Below are 14,517 nucleotides of genomic sequence, written 5' to 3'. Positions count from 1 at the left end.
GAGATGACAGGACTGTGGGTGGCGCTGGCGACGCTGGCGCTCGGCTCGGTGATCGGGGTGGTACGACTGCGCCGCGACGGCAGGGTGCGCGACACGGCTCGGGCGGACGACCGCCTGGCCACCGCCGACCTGGGCGCTGACCTGGGGGAGCGGGCGACGCTCGTACAGTTCTCGACCGCCTTCTGCCAGCCGTGCCGGGCGACCCGGCGGGTGCTGGCCGACGTCAGCGGACTCGTGCCCGGGGTGGCGCATGTCGAGATCGACGCCGAGTCGCGTCTTGATCTCGTCCGGCGGCTCGACATCATGCGCACGCCGACGGTCCTGATCCTCGACAGCGCCGGAAATATCGTGAAAAAGGCGTCTGGCCAGCCGCGCAAGGCGGACGTCCTCGCCGCCTTGGCCGGGGCAGTGTCCCACGTTTCGTCTCAGAACGCGGACGAGATGTGACAGATGCCGAGACGGCGAGTAGTGTCCTTGCCATGAACCCATCGACAGAGCTGCTGACGAAGCGGCGCGCGGTTGATTTCTGCCGCGTAGCCACCGCGCTCTGTCGCGCTGCCTGAGGACGGTCTCGCGCGGACTTCCGATCCGCCCCAACCCGACCCCCTTCAGGAGCATCCTTCGATGCGTGCCGACCCTAGAGCGTTGCGTTTCAGCGCGGCCATCACGACTGCGATCCTCGCCATCGTCCTGGTGACGGGGAGCGCCTGGCTGCTGGCTGCCCAAGTGCTGCTGGCCGCCCAGGCGCTGGTGTTCGCACTCGGCGTGGCAGGGCGCTCGCCTTACGTGGTGCTCTTCAAGGCGCTCGTCAAGAGCGCCCCGAGGGAGACGGAGGACGCCCGCCCACCCCGCTTCGCGCAGGGTGTCGGGCTCGGCTTCGCGGTCGTGGGTCTGGTCGGATATCTCGCCGGGATCACGCCGCTCGCCCTCGTGGCCACGGCTGCGGCACTCCTCGCCGCCTTCCTCAACGCAGCCTTCGGATTCTGCCTCGGCTGCGAAACGTACCTGCTGATTCGCCGACTACTGCCCGCCGCCAAATTGGAGGTTCCCCAATGAGCCGCTCCGCCGTCCTGGTGGATGCCGAATGGGTCGAGGCCAACCTCGACACCCCCGGCGTCGTTCTCGTCGAGGTTGACGAAGACGCCAGCGCCTATGACAAGGGCCACATCCGTGGCGCCGTGAAGGTCGATTGGCAGAAGGACCTTCAGGACCCGGTCCGCCGTGACTTCGTGGACAAGACCGGCTTCGAGACACTGCTGTCCGAGCGCGGGATCTCCAACGACGACACCATCGTGCTCTATGGCGGAAACAACAACTGGTTCGCCGCCTACGCCTACTGGTACTTCAAGCTCTACGGCCACGACAACGTCAAGCTGCTCGACGGCGGGCGTAAGAAGTGGGAGCTCGACTCGCGCGAGCTGGTCAAGGACGTGCCGCAGCGCGCCAAGACCTCCTACGTGGCCCAGGAGCAGGACACGTCCATCCGCGCCTTCCGCGACGACGTGGTCGCCGCGATCGGCAAGCTCAACCTGGTCGACGTCCGCTCTCCCGACGAGTTCACCGGCAAGCTGCTCGCCCCGGCCCACCTGCCGCAGGAGCAGGCGCAGCGCGCGGGCCACGTGCCCACCGCTCGCAGCATCCCGTGGTCCAAGGCGGCCAACGACGACGGCACGTTCAAGACCGACGAAGACCTGCGCACGCTCTACGGCGAGGCGGGGGTCAACTTCGACAAGGACACGATCGCCTACTGCCGCATCGGCGAGCGTTCCGCGCACACCTGGTTCGTCCTGCACGAGCTGCTCGACCAGGCGAACGTGAAGAACTACGACGGTTCGTGGACCGAATACGGCTCGCTCGTGGGCGTGCCGATCGAGTTGGGGGAGGCCCGCTGATGACCACCACTCAGACTGCCCAGAACGTACAGACCGCACCGGGTTGCGGAGCTCCGGAGCAGACCATCGCGCTGCCCGCGGGGATCGACCTGTCCACCCAGTCCGTGATCCAGGGCGTCGTGACGGGCGCCGGCACCGCCTACGCGCGGCTGCTCGACCACTCCGGCGAGTTCACCGGCGAGGTCGTCGTGTCCGACGAGGGCGTGTTCCGCTTCTTCGCCGCACCTGGCGACTGGACGGTGCGCATCATCGCCGGCGGCGGCGTCACGCGTGACGTCAAGGTCCAGGCGAAGCTGGGCGAGGTGGCTCAGCTGGCCGTCGCCGTCTGACCCGGAAATACCAAGAAGAAGGCCTGCGTCCGATCTCGGACGTGGGCCTTCTGCTTTCCGGGGTCCGTGAGGGCTGGGGTCTTTGGCGGGACACCCCCTTCGGGGGAGTGAGAGAAACGGCCGGGCGCCGTGACGAGACGGTGAGACCATGGCCGGTCATAGGGTGCAACGGATTACGGCCCGGTGGTGTTGTACCTGGTGTGAGTGACATCGACTGCCTCGACCCGGTGCGAAAGGCGCTGCTCGACGACCTCGACGGAGGGTTCGCCGAGCTGTTCGGCGCCTATCGCGGCGTGGTCTTCTCGACCGCGCTGCGGCTGAGCGGGCGGTGGGCCGATGCCGAGGACCTCACCGCCGAGACGTTCCTACGTGCCTACCGTGCCGTCGCCGGCTACGAGCGAGAACGGATCGCCGCCCTGCAACCGCGGGCCTGGCTCCTGACGATCCTGCTGAACATCTGGCGCAACTGCGCCCGTACCAAGTCCCGGAAGCCGCCCCCCGATCTGCGCGAGGAGCCGGTCGATACCGTTGATCCACGCGAGAGCGTGGAGGACGCGGCGGTGCGGCATGAGACCGGTGACAAGCTCGCAGAAATGCTCGGCATGCTGCCGGAGGATCAGCGAGTGGCCGTTGTCCTCCGGCATGTCGTCGATCTACCGGTCAGTGAGATCGCCACGGTCCTCAGAATTCCGCAGGGCACGGTCAAGTCGCATGTGTCGCGGGGCCTGCGGCGACTGCGCACACTTGGAGGTGTCCAATGACCCAGGACCCAATGCTTGCCGGACTCGCGGCACTGGCCACGGACGCGCCCGACGGGCTGCTGGAGCGGATCGCCGCGCGCTGGGTGACGGCGCCGAGCCCGCTCGGGGAGCTTTCCGTCGCGTTCACCGGCCAAGGCATCGCCTACGTTCATCGGGGCGAGGGCTTCGCCGCCGCCTTCAGGGCGCGGGCCGGACGTCCGTTGCTGCCCGCCGACCGGCCGCCCGCCGGACTGCTGCCCGCGCTGCGCACCGGCCGCTCCTCGGGGGTCGCGCTCGACCTGCGGGGGCTGAGCGACTTCCAGCGCGACGTCCTGCTGGCCGCCCGGACGATCCCCAGGGGCGAGGTACGTCCCTACGCCTGGATCGCGGCTCAGATCGGCAGGCCCAAGGCGGTACGCGCGGTGGGCGCGGCGCTGGGCGCGAACCCGGTGCCGCTGCTCGTCCCGTGCCACCGGGTGACCAGGTCCGACGGGGTGGCGGGCGACTACGTGTTCGGGGCGGCGGCCAAGGAGCGGCTGCTGGTGGCCGAGGGCGTGGATCTGGACGCGGTGCGGCGGCTGGCGCGGGCGCGGGTGTTCTACCTGGCCAGCGACACCACCGGCGTGGTGTGCTTCCCGACCTGCCACAACGCCCGGCGCATCACCGCCGCGCACCGGCACGGCTTCCGCAGCATCGCCCAGGCCCAGGAGGCCGGTTACCGGCCCTGCCGCACCTGCCGGCCCGCCTTGGCCGCCTGAGGCGCCCGTCCTGAGCGCCCGTCCTGAGGGCGCGCCCTGAGCGCCGGTCAGGTACGGGTGCTCGGTCAGGTGCGGGTTTCCGTTGGGTAGCGCATCAGCAGTGAGGCTCTGACCTCGTCCGGGGCGACCGCGCGGTAGCCGTGCGGGACGTCCGAGCGCCACGAGATGTGGTGGCCGGGGCCCGCCGTCAGCGGCGCGTCCATCGGTCCCGCGATCAGGGTGCCGGCGTAGACCGTGAGGTGCTCGGTCACCCCTTCCAGATGCGCAAGGGAGGTCTGGGTGATGCCGGGCGGAATCCGCAGCCGGTAGAGCTCATAGGTCACCCGCCCGTCCTCGAACACCTCCAGCAGCGCGGCCTCGATCGCCGTGCCATGCACGACCTGTGGCGATGGCGGTGTGTCGAGTATCGCGCCGATCGGCACGCCGAGCTGCGCGGTGATGGCCCAGAGCATCTCCGCCGTCGCCTTGGCCAGGCCGGTCTCCACTTCGAGCAGCGTTGTCCTGTCGATGTCGGCGCGCCTGGCCAGCTCGGACAGCGAGACGCCCGCCGCCTGGCGCAGCAGTCGCACTCGTTGCCCGACGATGACCGGATCTGTGTCCAGCGCGGGCCGTGCCTCCATGTCGCTATGTTCCCCCACATCTCGCCGGATTGCGCCGGGCGCTCTGGTCTGTTGTGGGTATCTCCTTTCAGGTTCGCCATGAATGCGCGGCGATCATCACGCCTGGTAGTCGCATGTCTCGACATGTCGGTAGGATCCCGTGGGTGTCCGCGATGTCAGGAGTGATGGCCCCGTCCCGGCCCGTGTCCGTTCCGGGACCGATGCCGTCGCCGTTCTCTCTGCCCTTGCACGCGCTACGCATCGCCGGGAAGTGCGCGCTACCGCTGATCGCCTGGTTCTCGGCCGGTCAGGCGGTGCGCTTCGGGCTGCTGTACCTCGGTACGGAGATCTCTCATGGAGACGCCCGGCAGCTGCGCCTGGTCGCGACCATCGCGGTGCTGACGCTCATCGTCATGGCGTCGATGACGATCACCGCGGGCATGCTGTGGTCGGTACGCGGCGCGCTCTGGGAGATCAACGCCCGGCGGGCGGGGGGTGAGGAGGACGAGCGCTACTGGGTCTCCATGAACCGCGTCGCCCCCGCCTTCGCGGTCATCTACCTGACCTGGGGGTTCCATGTCGAGGACGCCCGCGACTTCGTACAGACGGACTTCCTGCACAACATCGACGACTTCTTCAGCGACAGCTTCCTCGGCAGGAGCAGCACGGTCGGGCGGGGGCTCATCGACCTCGACTGGCGGATCTCCCTCGGCCTGATGGCCGTGGCGTTCCTGCTGCGCGCGCTGTTCAGCAAAATGGTGGAGCGGGGCGACGGGAAGATCTCGGGGCTGGGCACCGCCCTGTCCGAGTTCGCCTTCGTGTTCTTCGGCCTGAACGCCACCTTCGTGCTGGCCAACGCGCGCGCCGACTGGGTCTCGCACCGCCTCGCCGTGTCCGCCTCGGGTGAGCTCGTGACCCAGGCCGAGCAGAGCATCCCCGGCTGGGAGGCGTTCTGGGGAGCGGTCGGTGAAATCTGGCCGTACATCGTGGACGGTGTCTTCATCCCGCTCACCTGGCTGACGGTGGCGGTGCTGGTCTTCGGTACGTACGCCGACGACGCCCGCACGATGCTTCGCGACACGCGCTTCGAGAAGGGCATCGACAAGCTCTACTCGACCCACTCGATCACGCAGAAGTCGGTCGAGCGGATCACCGGCGGCTTCCAGGAGCGCTGGGTCCCCCTGGCCAACTCCTTCAGGCAGACGCTGACGGGCGGCGTGGCGCTGTTCGGGATGATGTGCCTGTGCTACGTGTCGCTGCACGTCGGCGCGGAGTACGCGATGCGCGGCGTGCGGACGCTGATCGGGTCGAAGGTGGAGTGGCTCTGGATGCTCGTCGGCACCCCCGTCGACTTCGTCAAGAACCTGCTCGTCACGATCCTGACCATGGCCCTGCTGGCCGCCGCGTTCGACATCGCGGCCACGCGGGGCCGCCGGATGGCTCCGGCGCCCGAAGCGCCGCAATCGCCCGCCGTACGAGGTGGCCAGATGGGCGTCAACGCCTGACGCGCCGCACCCGGTCGGTCGGTCGGTCGGAGGAGCGTCAGCGCTTGAAGCGCAGCACGTCCAGCTCCGGCTCCGTCTTCGCGGTCATGAGCTGGGCCGTGGGGATGTCCGAGCGGTAGTTGCTCGGCGTGAGCAGCAGCTCGACCTCGGCCGCCTGCGCGGCCGGCACCCGGGCGTAGGCCGTCATCTGGTACGACTCGCCCACCTCCATCTTCTCGGCCGGTGTCGTGTCGTCGCCGACCAGGGCCACCCACGTACGGCCCTGTCGATCCGTCACGAACAGGTCCTTGGGCTTGGCCGTCTTGACCGCTCCGTCCGCGTCGACGGCCGACCGGGTGATGTCGATCTTGAGGTAGGCCGACCCCGGCTGGGGCTTGCTGCCGGGGATCTGCGGCACGGTCTCCATCGTGGACTTCCAGCTGACGTGCTTGACCGTGACGGACTGCCCCGCCGGTACGACCTGCTCCTGCTTCGCCGGAAGCTGCCCTGATCTGACCAGATAGACGTGATAGCGGTCGTACGTCGTCGCCCCGACCGCCACGACCAGCGCGGCCACGGCTCCGAGCGCCGTCAGCACGGGCCGGCGTCGGCGCGGCGGCGGCGGAGTCGCGGCGACCGGCACCTCGGCGGCGACCGGAACCGCCGGTTCCTCGGGAGGGGGTGGGACGACAGGGAGGGGCGGGACGGACGGCCGGGGAAGTGGCCCGGCGCTGGGGATGGCCGGGATCGGCTGGGTGGAGGTGTCCACCGAGGGTTCCGTCCGCTTGGGCGGCCACACCTGCTGATCGGGAGGGACCACCCGCGTGGCGGCCGAACGGCGCCGCCGCGGCCGCGGCCTCTGAGATCGAGGTGGCGGCTGGGACGGAGGCGGCGCCTGGGGCTGGGGCTGGTCCGTGTTCTGGCCGGCCGGAGGAGAGAACCAGCCGCGGTCGTCTGTGCTCATCAGCTCTTCTTCAGGATGTAGACGTCGCTGGGCGCGGACTTGAGCTGGGCCGCTGCCGGGCCGTCGATGCCCAGATCGACCTCGGCCTCCGGCTCGAACGGCTCGACCAGTGCCGATCCGGGCAGCTTGAACACGACCCGCGCGCCTTCGAGCGCCGAATCGGGGATCTCGAAGACGAAGTTGCCGCTGACCCAGAAGCCCGGCTGTATCCAGGGGTTGGCCAGCGTCTCGGATGCCTCGATCTTGTCCGTGGCGTCGTAGCTGACGCCGTCCGGCGTCAGCAGCGCGGGGGTGCCCAGGTGCAGGGGTTTGGTGGCGGAGGTCGCGGACGCCTGGACGATCAGGAAGAGCTGCTCGGTCTCCACCTTCCCGCGCGCGCCCTGTACGGCCCGCGCCACGGTGACCGAGTTGACGCGGACCGCGAACCTGCCGGTGTTCACCTCCTGGCCCTTCGCGCCGACGGTGGTGATGGGGGCGTCCATCTCGTTCGGGGTCAGGTTGCGCGTCTGGAGGCCGACCGCGCCGCCCAGCAGCGCCAGGCCGACGAGGGCGCCGAGCACGCGCGAGCCGCCCTGCCGGCGGGCGCGGGAGCGGCGGCCGGGCGGGCGGCGGGACGCGGTGGCGGTCATGTCGCCTCCGCGCCGTGCACCGGGAGCGTCACCTGGGCCTGGACGACGGGACGCCGTCCGTTGCCGGGCACTCCCGAGCCGGACCCTTCTGAGTCGGACTCTTCCGAGATCAGGCTCCAGTGGAAGGACGGGTCGTTGAAGCCCGGCTCGTATTCGAAGCCCGCCACGTCCAGCGTCACCTTCTGCGGCGGCTTGGCCGCGCCGTCCAGGTCGTAGCGGAGGATGACCGTGGTCGGGACGCCCGGCTGAAGCTGGCCGCTCTGCGCGTTCTTCGACAGGCTGTAGACCGTCGGCACACCCTTCGCCTGAACCTGCGGGGTCACCTTGACCAGCGACCCCGCGAAGCTCGTCGCCGAGATCGAGCCCTCCGGCTTGCTGGGCGGAAGGCCGACCATCGCCGTGGCCTTGCCCTGGTTCGTCACCTTGAAGGTCAGCTCCACGAAGCGTTTGTCGGTGTCCCAGTCGGCCTTGGCCTTCTGCGTGGCCAGCTTGGCCGTCACGAACTGCGTACTGAACTGCCCCTGGTCGAGCACCGCCCCCTCCCCGTATTGAGGCGGGGCCGGATCGGGAACCTCGGCGAAACCGCCGAGCAGGGCGGTGATGCCGAGGGCGGTGACTGCCACCAGGGCCACTGCCGGCACCACTACCGGGCGTTTGGGCTTGTTGCTGCCGCCGGAGGGTTCCGTCATGGGTAAGGATGGTAATAGGTCACGCTTGCCCCATCTGCCGCTAGCCTCCCATCTGGCTGGTCTAATTGCCGAGAACCCTGCCGCAGCAGGGGGTCTAGCTCATACGCTGTCACGGAGCGGAGGGTCAGCCCCCACTAACGACATATCGCGGCCGGAGGGTCACGTGGCGGACGTGCATCCCGAGCATGCGCAGCTCCAGGCGGACCGCATCTACCTGGGCTGGCAGTACATCCTGCTGCACCCTGATCCGGGACCGCCGCCCAAGCGGCCCTCGCCCGGCGAAGGGGAGGCCGCCTCCGCGGAGGCCGACCAGGAGTTGCTGCGCCGCGAACGCTTCCAGCAAGACCTGCTCAACCGGCCCGTGCGGGTGTTCAGGGTGTTCATGGTCATCCTCACCGTGCTGATACTCGGGCTGGCCGTCGCCGGTTACCTGCAGTGGTCGTTCGCGCTGCTGGGTCTGGTCGCGGCCGGCGGCGTGGCGATCATCTGCAGCTACGCGCTCGTACAGGGTGACCGGGCGGTCCGCTACCGGGTGAGCGAGCAGCAGGCCCGCGACGACCGGCAGCGACGGGAACGTGACAAAGAGCTGTTCCGCGCGCAGGAGGAGCACGCTCAGCGCTACCGCGAGTGGCAGGAGGTCAAGGAACGCCACGACCGCCAGCTCACCTGGTACGCGGTCGCCGTACCCGACGAGATCGACCGCATCGACGTGGCCGGCGGCACGCTGCCCGGCTGGTCGGCGCTGATCACCCTGCTCGGCGCCACCCGCCTCTACAGCGGCGGCCACCTCACCGTGCTCGACCTGTCCGAGGGGGCGATCGCCAAGGACCTGATCGAGCTGGCCCGCCGGGGTGGCGACGACCCGCTGGTCTGGGTGCTGCCGACGGACCTGCCCCGGCTGGACCTGGGCGCGACGCTGAAGCCCGAGGCGTTCGCCGACGTGCTCGCCCACGTGGTCAGCGTGAGCGAGGAGCACCGCACCACGCGCGACCTCAGCTTCGACAACGCGATCCTGGAGCGGGTGCTGGAGGTGCTCGGCGAGAACGCCACGATCAACCAGGTCACCGCCGCGCTGCGGGCACTCGCCCAGGTCGGCGACCCGCGCGACGACCTGAGGTTCGGGCTGATCACGGCGACGCAGCTCGAACGGATCGGCACGCTGTTCGGGCGGGGCGTCAGCGACCGCGTGGTGATCGAGCGGGCCTGGGCGCTGGAGTCCCAGCTGCGCAAGCTGGAGACGCTCGGTACGGAGGCCGTACGGCTGCCGCCGGCCAGGTTGCGGGTGGTGAGCATGGACCGGCAGGCCGGGGTGTTCGGCAACCGGGTGCTCGGCACCTACGTGGCCACCGCGCTCACGCACATCCTGCGCCAGTCGCCCGCCGCCGACCGGCCTTGGTATCACACGATCATCGTGGCGGGGGCCGACAAGCTCCGTGGCGACGTGCTGGACCGGCTCATGGACGCCTGTGAGACGTCCAGGACCGGCCTGGTGCTGACGTACCGGAGTCTGACCCCGACCGTGCGGGAGCGGCTCGGCAGGGGCCACGCGGCGGTGGCGTTCATGCGCCTCGGCAACGCCGAGGACGCCCGGGTGGCCAGTGAGCACGTCGGCACCGAGCACCGGCTGGAGCTGGCCCAGCTCACCGAGACGATCAGCGATTCGATCCCCGGCCTCGACGGCGGCTACACCTCCACGATCTCCCAGGTCGAGGATGCCACGGGGGAGCGTGACGACAACCGTACGGACCTCGCGGAGGACCTCGTGGAGTCGACGGAGTGGGGCAGGACGGCCGACAAGATCTCCGAGAAGGAGCGGGTGCTGCAGCGTTCGCGCGAGTTCCTCGTCGAGCCGCACCAGCTCCAGCAGTTGCCCACGACGTCCGTGATCGTCACCGACGCGACCGCGCAGGGCCGCCGGGTCCGCCTGGCCGACGCGAACCCGGCCATCCTCACATTTCCCAAGACCACGCTCGGCGAGCTGGACGACGTCCGCGAGGCCGTACTCGCGATCGACGGCAAGGGCGGAGACGGCGACGGAGAGCCGCCGCCGAACCTCGGCCCCCCGCCGTCACGCCTGGACTGGCGCAAGGACAGGCAATGACATGGCAAATGTCAACGTGGCGCGCTGACGGTAGGCGGATTTTACTAGCAACCGTCTGTGGGGGAATGAAATGCAGTCGAGTGTCTCGCTGAGCGGGCCCTGGTACCGAATCCAGTCGATCGCGGCACCCTCGCGAAGCTCGTCGGCGGAGTGGGACTTCGTCACCGTGCTGCCCGCCGTGCTGTCCGCCGCCCAACGTGACCGGCCCTTCGTCATCGGGTGGCTCTCCCGTGGATCAGGGGCGCCGCTCGAGCTCATCACCAACGCCGGGCCGCTGTCGCCGCCGCGCCAGCCGCGCCGCGCCACCGACGCGCCGGGGGCGCCGGCCGGTCCGCAGCCGCTGCTGTTCCCCGGCGGGGCGCGCGGGGTGCAGCTCGACGAGGAGTACCTGGCCGACCTCGCCGACCTGGTGTGGACGCCGTGCCCGGGACGGCAGGCGCCGCCGCTGGGCGGCCGGCGCGAGTTCGGCGGGCTCGAACCCGACGAGCTGAAGCGGCCGACGCTGTTCGAGGCGACGCTGGTCACGCTCATGTCGAGGCCGTTCGCGTGGCTGGTGGTGGCCGAGCCGACCGACCTGCTCGACGCCGAGGTCGCGCACCTGCGTACGCAGCTCAACGTGCTCAGGCAGTACGGCGACGCCTCCGAGCGCAGCAGGTTCGACGCCGAGCGGGCCGAACGCCGCATGCAGGAGCTCGACGCCTTCCGCGAGGCGGGGCTCTGGAACGTCCGCGTGCTGGCCGGCGGCGCCACGGCCGAGGAGCTCCGGCAGATCGCGCCGGTACTGGTCGGCTCCGTCGAGATGAGCCACCACCCCTACCGGCTGCGCAGCGCCCAGGGCGCCGTCTACGGCCTGTCGGAGGCGCTCGCCCTGACGATGCAGGACCCGGCCGACGGCGCCGCCGCGCCCTTCGCCGCGACCGCCGGGGCCCTCGCGGCGCTGGCCGGGCTGCCCAGGCGCGAGGTGCCGGGCGTACGGGTGCTCGACTCCGGGTTCTTCGACGTGACCTCCGAGGCCGAGGAGGGCGAGCTGGACCTGGGGGAGATCCTCGACGGGCAGGACCGGTGCGTCGGCTCGTTCCGGGTGCCGCTGAGCACGCTCAACCGGCACGCCTTCGTCACCGGGGCCACCGGCTCGGGCAAGTCGCAGACGGTCAGGCATCTGCTGGAGCAGCTCAGCAGGGCCGGCATCCCGTGGCTGGCGATCGAGCCGGCCAAGTCCGAGTACGCCGCCATGGCCGGCCGCATCGAGCCCGGCACGGTGACTGTGATCAACCCGTCGGCCCCTGCCGGTGTGCCGTTCAGCATCAACCCGCTGGAACCCGAGCCCGGCTACCCGGTCCAGGCCCACATCGACATGGTCAGGGCGCTGTTCATGGCGGCGTTCGACGCCGAGGAGCCGTTCCCGCAGATCATGTCGCTGGCCCTGCAGCGCGTCTATGAGGCCACCGGGTGGGACGTGGTCACCGGCGGCGCCGTACCGGGCTCCAAGGTACCGCCCAGCGTGCCGACCCTCGAACTGCTCCAGCAGCACGCCATGGACGTGATCCGGGAGATCGGCTACGGCCGCGAGGTCCAGGCCGACGTGGAGGGCTTCATCTCGCTGCGGCTGCGCTCGCTCCGCGTCGGCTCGGCCGGCCGCTTCTTCGAGGGCGGCCACCCGGCCGACATCGGCGGCCTGCTGGAGCGCAACGTGGTGCTGGCGATCGAGGACGTGGCCAACGACGAGGACAAGGCGTTCCTGATGGGCACGCTGATCATCCGCATAGTCGAGCACCTGCGGATGCGGGCCCGGCAGGAGAAGTCCACCGGCCTGCGCCACGTCATCGTCATCGAGGAAGCCCACCGGCTGCTGCGCGACCGCGGCACCGGCCGCGCCTCCACCCACGCGGTCGAACTGCTGGCCGGCATGCTCGCCGAGATCCGGGCGTACGGCGAGGGCATCGTGGTGGCCGAGCAGATCCCCACCAAGCTCGTCACCGACGTGGTCAAGAACACCGCGCTCAAGGTCGTCCACCGGCTCCCCGCCGAGGACGACCGGCAACTCGTCGGCGGGGCCATGAACCTCAGCGAGGAACAGTCCCGCCACGTCGTCTCCCTGCAACCGGGGTCCGCCGCGGTGTTCGCCGACGGGATGGACCGCCCGCTGCGCGTCCGGGTGCCGCTCGGCGAGTCCCGCGAGAAGCTGCTTGCCAGCCCGGCCCCGCCGATCCGGGGCCGAAGATCGGCGGCCTGCGGCAGCCAGTGCCGCACCGGCCAGGCGTGCACCCTGGTCGAACTCCGCGAGGCCGACGTCCTCGCCGACGCGCCCGACTGGGCCTGGCTGCGCATCTGGTGCGACACGGTCGTCCTGGCCTTCGTGAGCAACCGGCCGCTGCCCGGCGTACCGCGCGCCTTGACGGCCGCCTGGTCCGAGCTGCCCGCCAGACGCCGGGAGTGCCTGCTGGCCACCCTGATCGAACGCTCGGTACAGCGCCGGGCCTGGTCGTTGCGCAGCTGGTTCGACCCGGCCCTGCTCACCGAGAAGGCCGCCGAGACGGCCACCCGCCTCCTCGCCGCCGTGGACAGCGGCGGCGAACGCCCCGGCGCCTCATGGGTCATCCCGCAGGTGCGCTGGCTGCACGAGGTCGACAGACTCTTCCCGTACGGCCAGCCGGCCCCGAACCTGCGCAGCCCGGCACCGCCGATGGAGTACGCCCTGTTCCGCAACGCGCCCAACGGCAGCTCGGCCGAACTCCTGCAATCGGAACTGCTCGGCCACCGAGCCAAGGCACTGCGCCACCACCCACTGTCGATGGAGGTCGACCACAACAGGGCGCTGGCTTGGCGGGTCATTCTGGGTGACGACGAGAGCGAGGGTGTTCAGCGGGACATCAGCACGGTCGCGATCGGCGTCGACCCGTCGTCGCGGTTGCGGCATGTGGGGCAGACGATGGGGGCTGGGTGGTTGGAAGGCGTACTGTCTTGGCCACGCCGGTTCGTGCTGCCGTTCGACCGGGACGGCGCCCCGGAACTCTCTTTCGCCGAGCCGGGCTGAGCTTTACAAAGGGCTCGCAGTCGGCGCTTCGCGCCCATGGGGCTTCGGCGTGCTCCCCGGGGCCTTCGGCCCCTCCTATGCGAGGGCAAGCCCTCGCGCTCCCACGCTCCGCCACGGCCAGACCAAGGGCATGAGCCTCATGTTATGGGGAGGCGGGCCAAGGCACGCTAGGGCGGGTACCGCGCCGCGAAGTCGGCTGAGAGGGCGGCTCGCGAGTTGATGCCCTAACTGTCGTAGCGTGATCGGGTGGATCTACGGCGTTATGGCTGGTCGGCGGGCTTAGTACAGGATTGGGCTGATCGTCAGGTTGACCTCAACTTAAGTTGAGGCTGAAGACTACTCCTGCGGGCCTTGAAAGGGCCCATGCCGCACATGTCGGATGACGGGCACCAACCGTTGTCACCGCTGTCGCGCACCGATGGTGACGCTGCTTGTCTGTCATCGGCGCGCCCAGCCGCTGCCGGAAGGCGTTCGCGGCAACGGTGTCTGCTCGGCCGGCAACACATTTGCGCGCTCTGGTACGGCAACTCAAAAGGAGAACCGGTATGGCGATGTTATCGGCTGGCACCACGGATCATCGACTGACGACCAAACTTCTTCTGCTCTGCGGCGCGATCGGCCCGGTGGTCTTTGTGGCCGTGTATCTCATCGCCGGGGCTACCCGTCCCGGCTACAGTGCCTGGCGCCACACCATCAGTACGCTCAGCCTGGGCGATCAAGGGTGGATACAGATCGTTAACTTCATGTTCTATGGATTACTCACGCTGTGCTTCGCGGCAGGCCTCAGGCGCGTTCTGCGGACTGGGGCCGGCTCCCTATGGGGATCAATCCTGTTCTTCATCGTCGGGCTCGGCCTTATCGCCATCGGTCCTTTTGTGTCGGACCCGATCCTCGGCTACCCGACGGCGACGCCCGCTGTCGCGAGCCTGGGCGGTTCCATCCACAACCTCACGAGTCTGATCGTATTCATCGCCCTCCCTGCCGCCTGTTTCGTGTTGGTACGGCGCTTTGCTCGCGCCAAGTGGCGCGGATGGACTTCCTACTCGATTGTGACGGGCACCCTTGCCATCGCGTTCTTCATGCTCTTCTTCGCCAGCGTTTCGGCTGCCAACGGTCAGGACGGGGGGACCTTGCCGGCCGGGCTGTTCGAGCGGATGCCCACCGTCATCCTTGGCGTCTGGCAGGCTCTTCTCGCGCTCCGACTCCTGAGCGAGAAGGTCTCTGAGCATGGCACTTCATCTGTAGAGCGGTTCCCGAGTTGATGGCTGCCATGTCGCAGTGTGATGAGATGAATCTGT

General features: G+C 69.6%; 15 protein-coding genes. 11 read left to right on the top strand and 4 right to left on the bottom strand.

Features of this window, described 5'->3' with window-relative positions:
* The first annotated feature begins 3 nt into the window (after positions 1 to 3).
* The 7 genes from AB0C30_RS51215 to AB0C30_RS51185 all read left to right on the top strand — a co-directional run bounded on the left by AB0C30_RS51215 (position 4) and on the right by AB0C30_RS51185 (position 3,719).
* Positions 4 to 447, top strand: a complete 444-nt coding sequence (locus AB0C30_RS51215) for a thioredoxin family protein (protein WP_357958167.1) — start codon at positions 4 to 6, stop codon at positions 445 to 447.
* A 32-nt stretch (positions 448 to 479) separates the two neighbouring features.
* Positions 480 to 563 (top strand): putative leader peptide, encoded by an 84-nt coding sequence (locus tag AB0C30_RS51210; protein ID WP_350668905.1) that lies wholly within the window; start codon positions 480 to 482, stop codon positions 561 to 563.
* Between the two features lie 61 nt (positions 564 to 624).
* Positions 625 to 1,056 carry a DUF4395 domain-containing protein gene (locus AB0C30_RS51205; RefSeq protein ID WP_357958165.1) on the top strand — a complete coding sequence of 144 codons (432 nt, stop codon included), beginning with the start codon at positions 625 to 627 and terminating at the stop codon, positions 1,054 to 1,056.
* Positions 1,053 to 1,892: a sulfurtransferase gene (locus tag AB0C30_RS51200; protein ID WP_357958163.1), complete on the top strand. Its 840-nt coding sequence runs from the start codon at positions 1,053 to 1,055 to the stop codon at positions 1,890 to 1,892. The genes AB0C30_RS51205 and AB0C30_RS51200 overlap by 4 nt, the downstream gene beginning before the upstream one ends.
* Positions 1,892 to 2,221, top strand: coding sequence for a DUF1416 domain-containing protein (locus AB0C30_RS51195; RefSeq protein ID WP_357958161.1), 330 nt, complete (start codon positions 1,892 to 1,894; stop codon positions 2,219 to 2,221). The genes AB0C30_RS51200 and AB0C30_RS51195 overlap by 1 nt, the downstream gene beginning before the upstream one ends.
* 200 nt (positions 2,222 to 2,421) lie before the next feature.
* Positions 2,422 to 2,982, top strand: coding sequence for an RNA polymerase sigma factor (locus AB0C30_RS51190; RefSeq protein ID WP_357958159.1), 561 nt, complete (start codon positions 2,422 to 2,424; stop codon positions 2,980 to 2,982).
* Positions 2,979 to 3,719 carry a methylated-DNA--[protein]-cysteine S-methyltransferase gene (locus AB0C30_RS51185; protein WP_357958157.1) on the top strand — a complete coding sequence of 247 codons (741 nt, stop codon included), beginning with the start codon at positions 2,979 to 2,981 and terminating at the stop codon, positions 3,717 to 3,719. The genes AB0C30_RS51190 and AB0C30_RS51185 overlap by 4 nt, the downstream gene beginning before the upstream one ends.
* Before the next feature lie 65 nt (positions 3,720 to 3,784).
* On the opposite strand, the gene AB0C30_RS51180 is transcribed toward AB0C30_RS51185, so the two are convergent.
* Complete coding sequence (locus tag AB0C30_RS51180; protein ID WP_357958155.1) at positions 3,785 to 4,339, bottom strand: XRE family transcriptional regulator; 555 nt, start codon at positions 4,337 to 4,339, stop codon at positions 3,785 to 3,787.
* Positions 4,340 to 4,482: 143 nt separating this feature from the next.
* Here AB0C30_RS51180 and AB0C30_RS51175 point away from each other — a divergent pair, with 143 nt between their 5' ends.
* Complete coding sequence (locus tag AB0C30_RS51175) at positions 4,483 to 5,823, top strand: hypothetical protein (protein WP_357958153.1); 1,341 nt, start codon at positions 4,483 to 4,485, stop codon at positions 5,821 to 5,823.
* Between the two features lie 37 nt (positions 5,824 to 5,860).
* Here AB0C30_RS51175 and AB0C30_RS51170 read toward each other — a convergent pair whose 3' ends face one another.
* The 3 genes from AB0C30_RS51170 to AB0C30_RS51160 form a co-directional block, all read right to left on the bottom strand.
* Complete coding sequence (locus tag AB0C30_RS51170; protein WP_357958151.1) at positions 5,861 to 6,571, bottom strand: hypothetical protein; 711 nt, start codon at positions 6,569 to 6,571, stop codon at positions 5,861 to 5,863.
* Positions 6,572 to 6,765: 194 nt separating this feature from the next.
* Entirely contained in the window at positions 6,766 to 7,395 is a 630-nt protein-coding gene (locus AB0C30_RS51165; RefSeq protein WP_357958149.1) for a hypothetical protein, read from the bottom strand.
* Entirely contained in the window at positions 7,392 to 8,084 is a 693-nt protein-coding gene (locus AB0C30_RS51160) for a hypothetical protein (protein ID WP_357958147.1), read from the bottom strand. Before AB0C30_RS51160 ends, AB0C30_RS51165 begins: the two co-directional genes overlap by 4 nt.
* Positions 8,085 to 8,247: 163 nt before the next feature.
* On the opposite strand from AB0C30_RS51160, the gene AB0C30_RS51155 reads away from it, so the two are divergent.
* From AB0C30_RS51155 to AB0C30_RS51145, 3 genes are all read left to right on the top strand, one after another.
* Positions 8,248 to 10,185 carry a hypothetical protein gene (locus AB0C30_RS51155; protein ID WP_357958145.1) on the top strand — a complete coding sequence of 646 codons (1,938 nt, stop codon included), beginning with the start codon at positions 8,248 to 8,250 and terminating at the stop codon, positions 10,183 to 10,185.
* A 70-nt stretch (positions 10,186 to 10,255) separates the two neighbouring features.
* Positions 10,256 to 13,219, top strand: coding sequence for an ATP-binding protein (locus tag AB0C30_RS51150; protein WP_357958143.1), 2,964 nt, complete (start codon positions 10,256 to 10,258; stop codon positions 13,217 to 13,219).
* A 545-nt stretch (positions 13,220 to 13,764) separates the two neighbouring features.
* Positions 13,765 to 14,481, top strand: a complete 717-nt coding sequence (locus AB0C30_RS51145; RefSeq protein WP_357958141.1) for a DUF998 domain-containing protein — start codon at positions 13,765 to 13,767, stop codon at positions 14,479 to 14,481.
* Positions 14,482 to 14,517 lie beyond the last annotated feature (36 nt).

The organism is Nonomuraea sp. NPDC048901, assembly GCF_040649695.1.
In the GTDB taxonomy this organism is placed as follows: Bacteria; Actinomycetota; Actinomycetes; order Streptosporangiales; family Streptosporangiaceae; genus Nonomuraea.
This window is presented reverse-complemented; position numbering and strand designations above follow the sequence as displayed.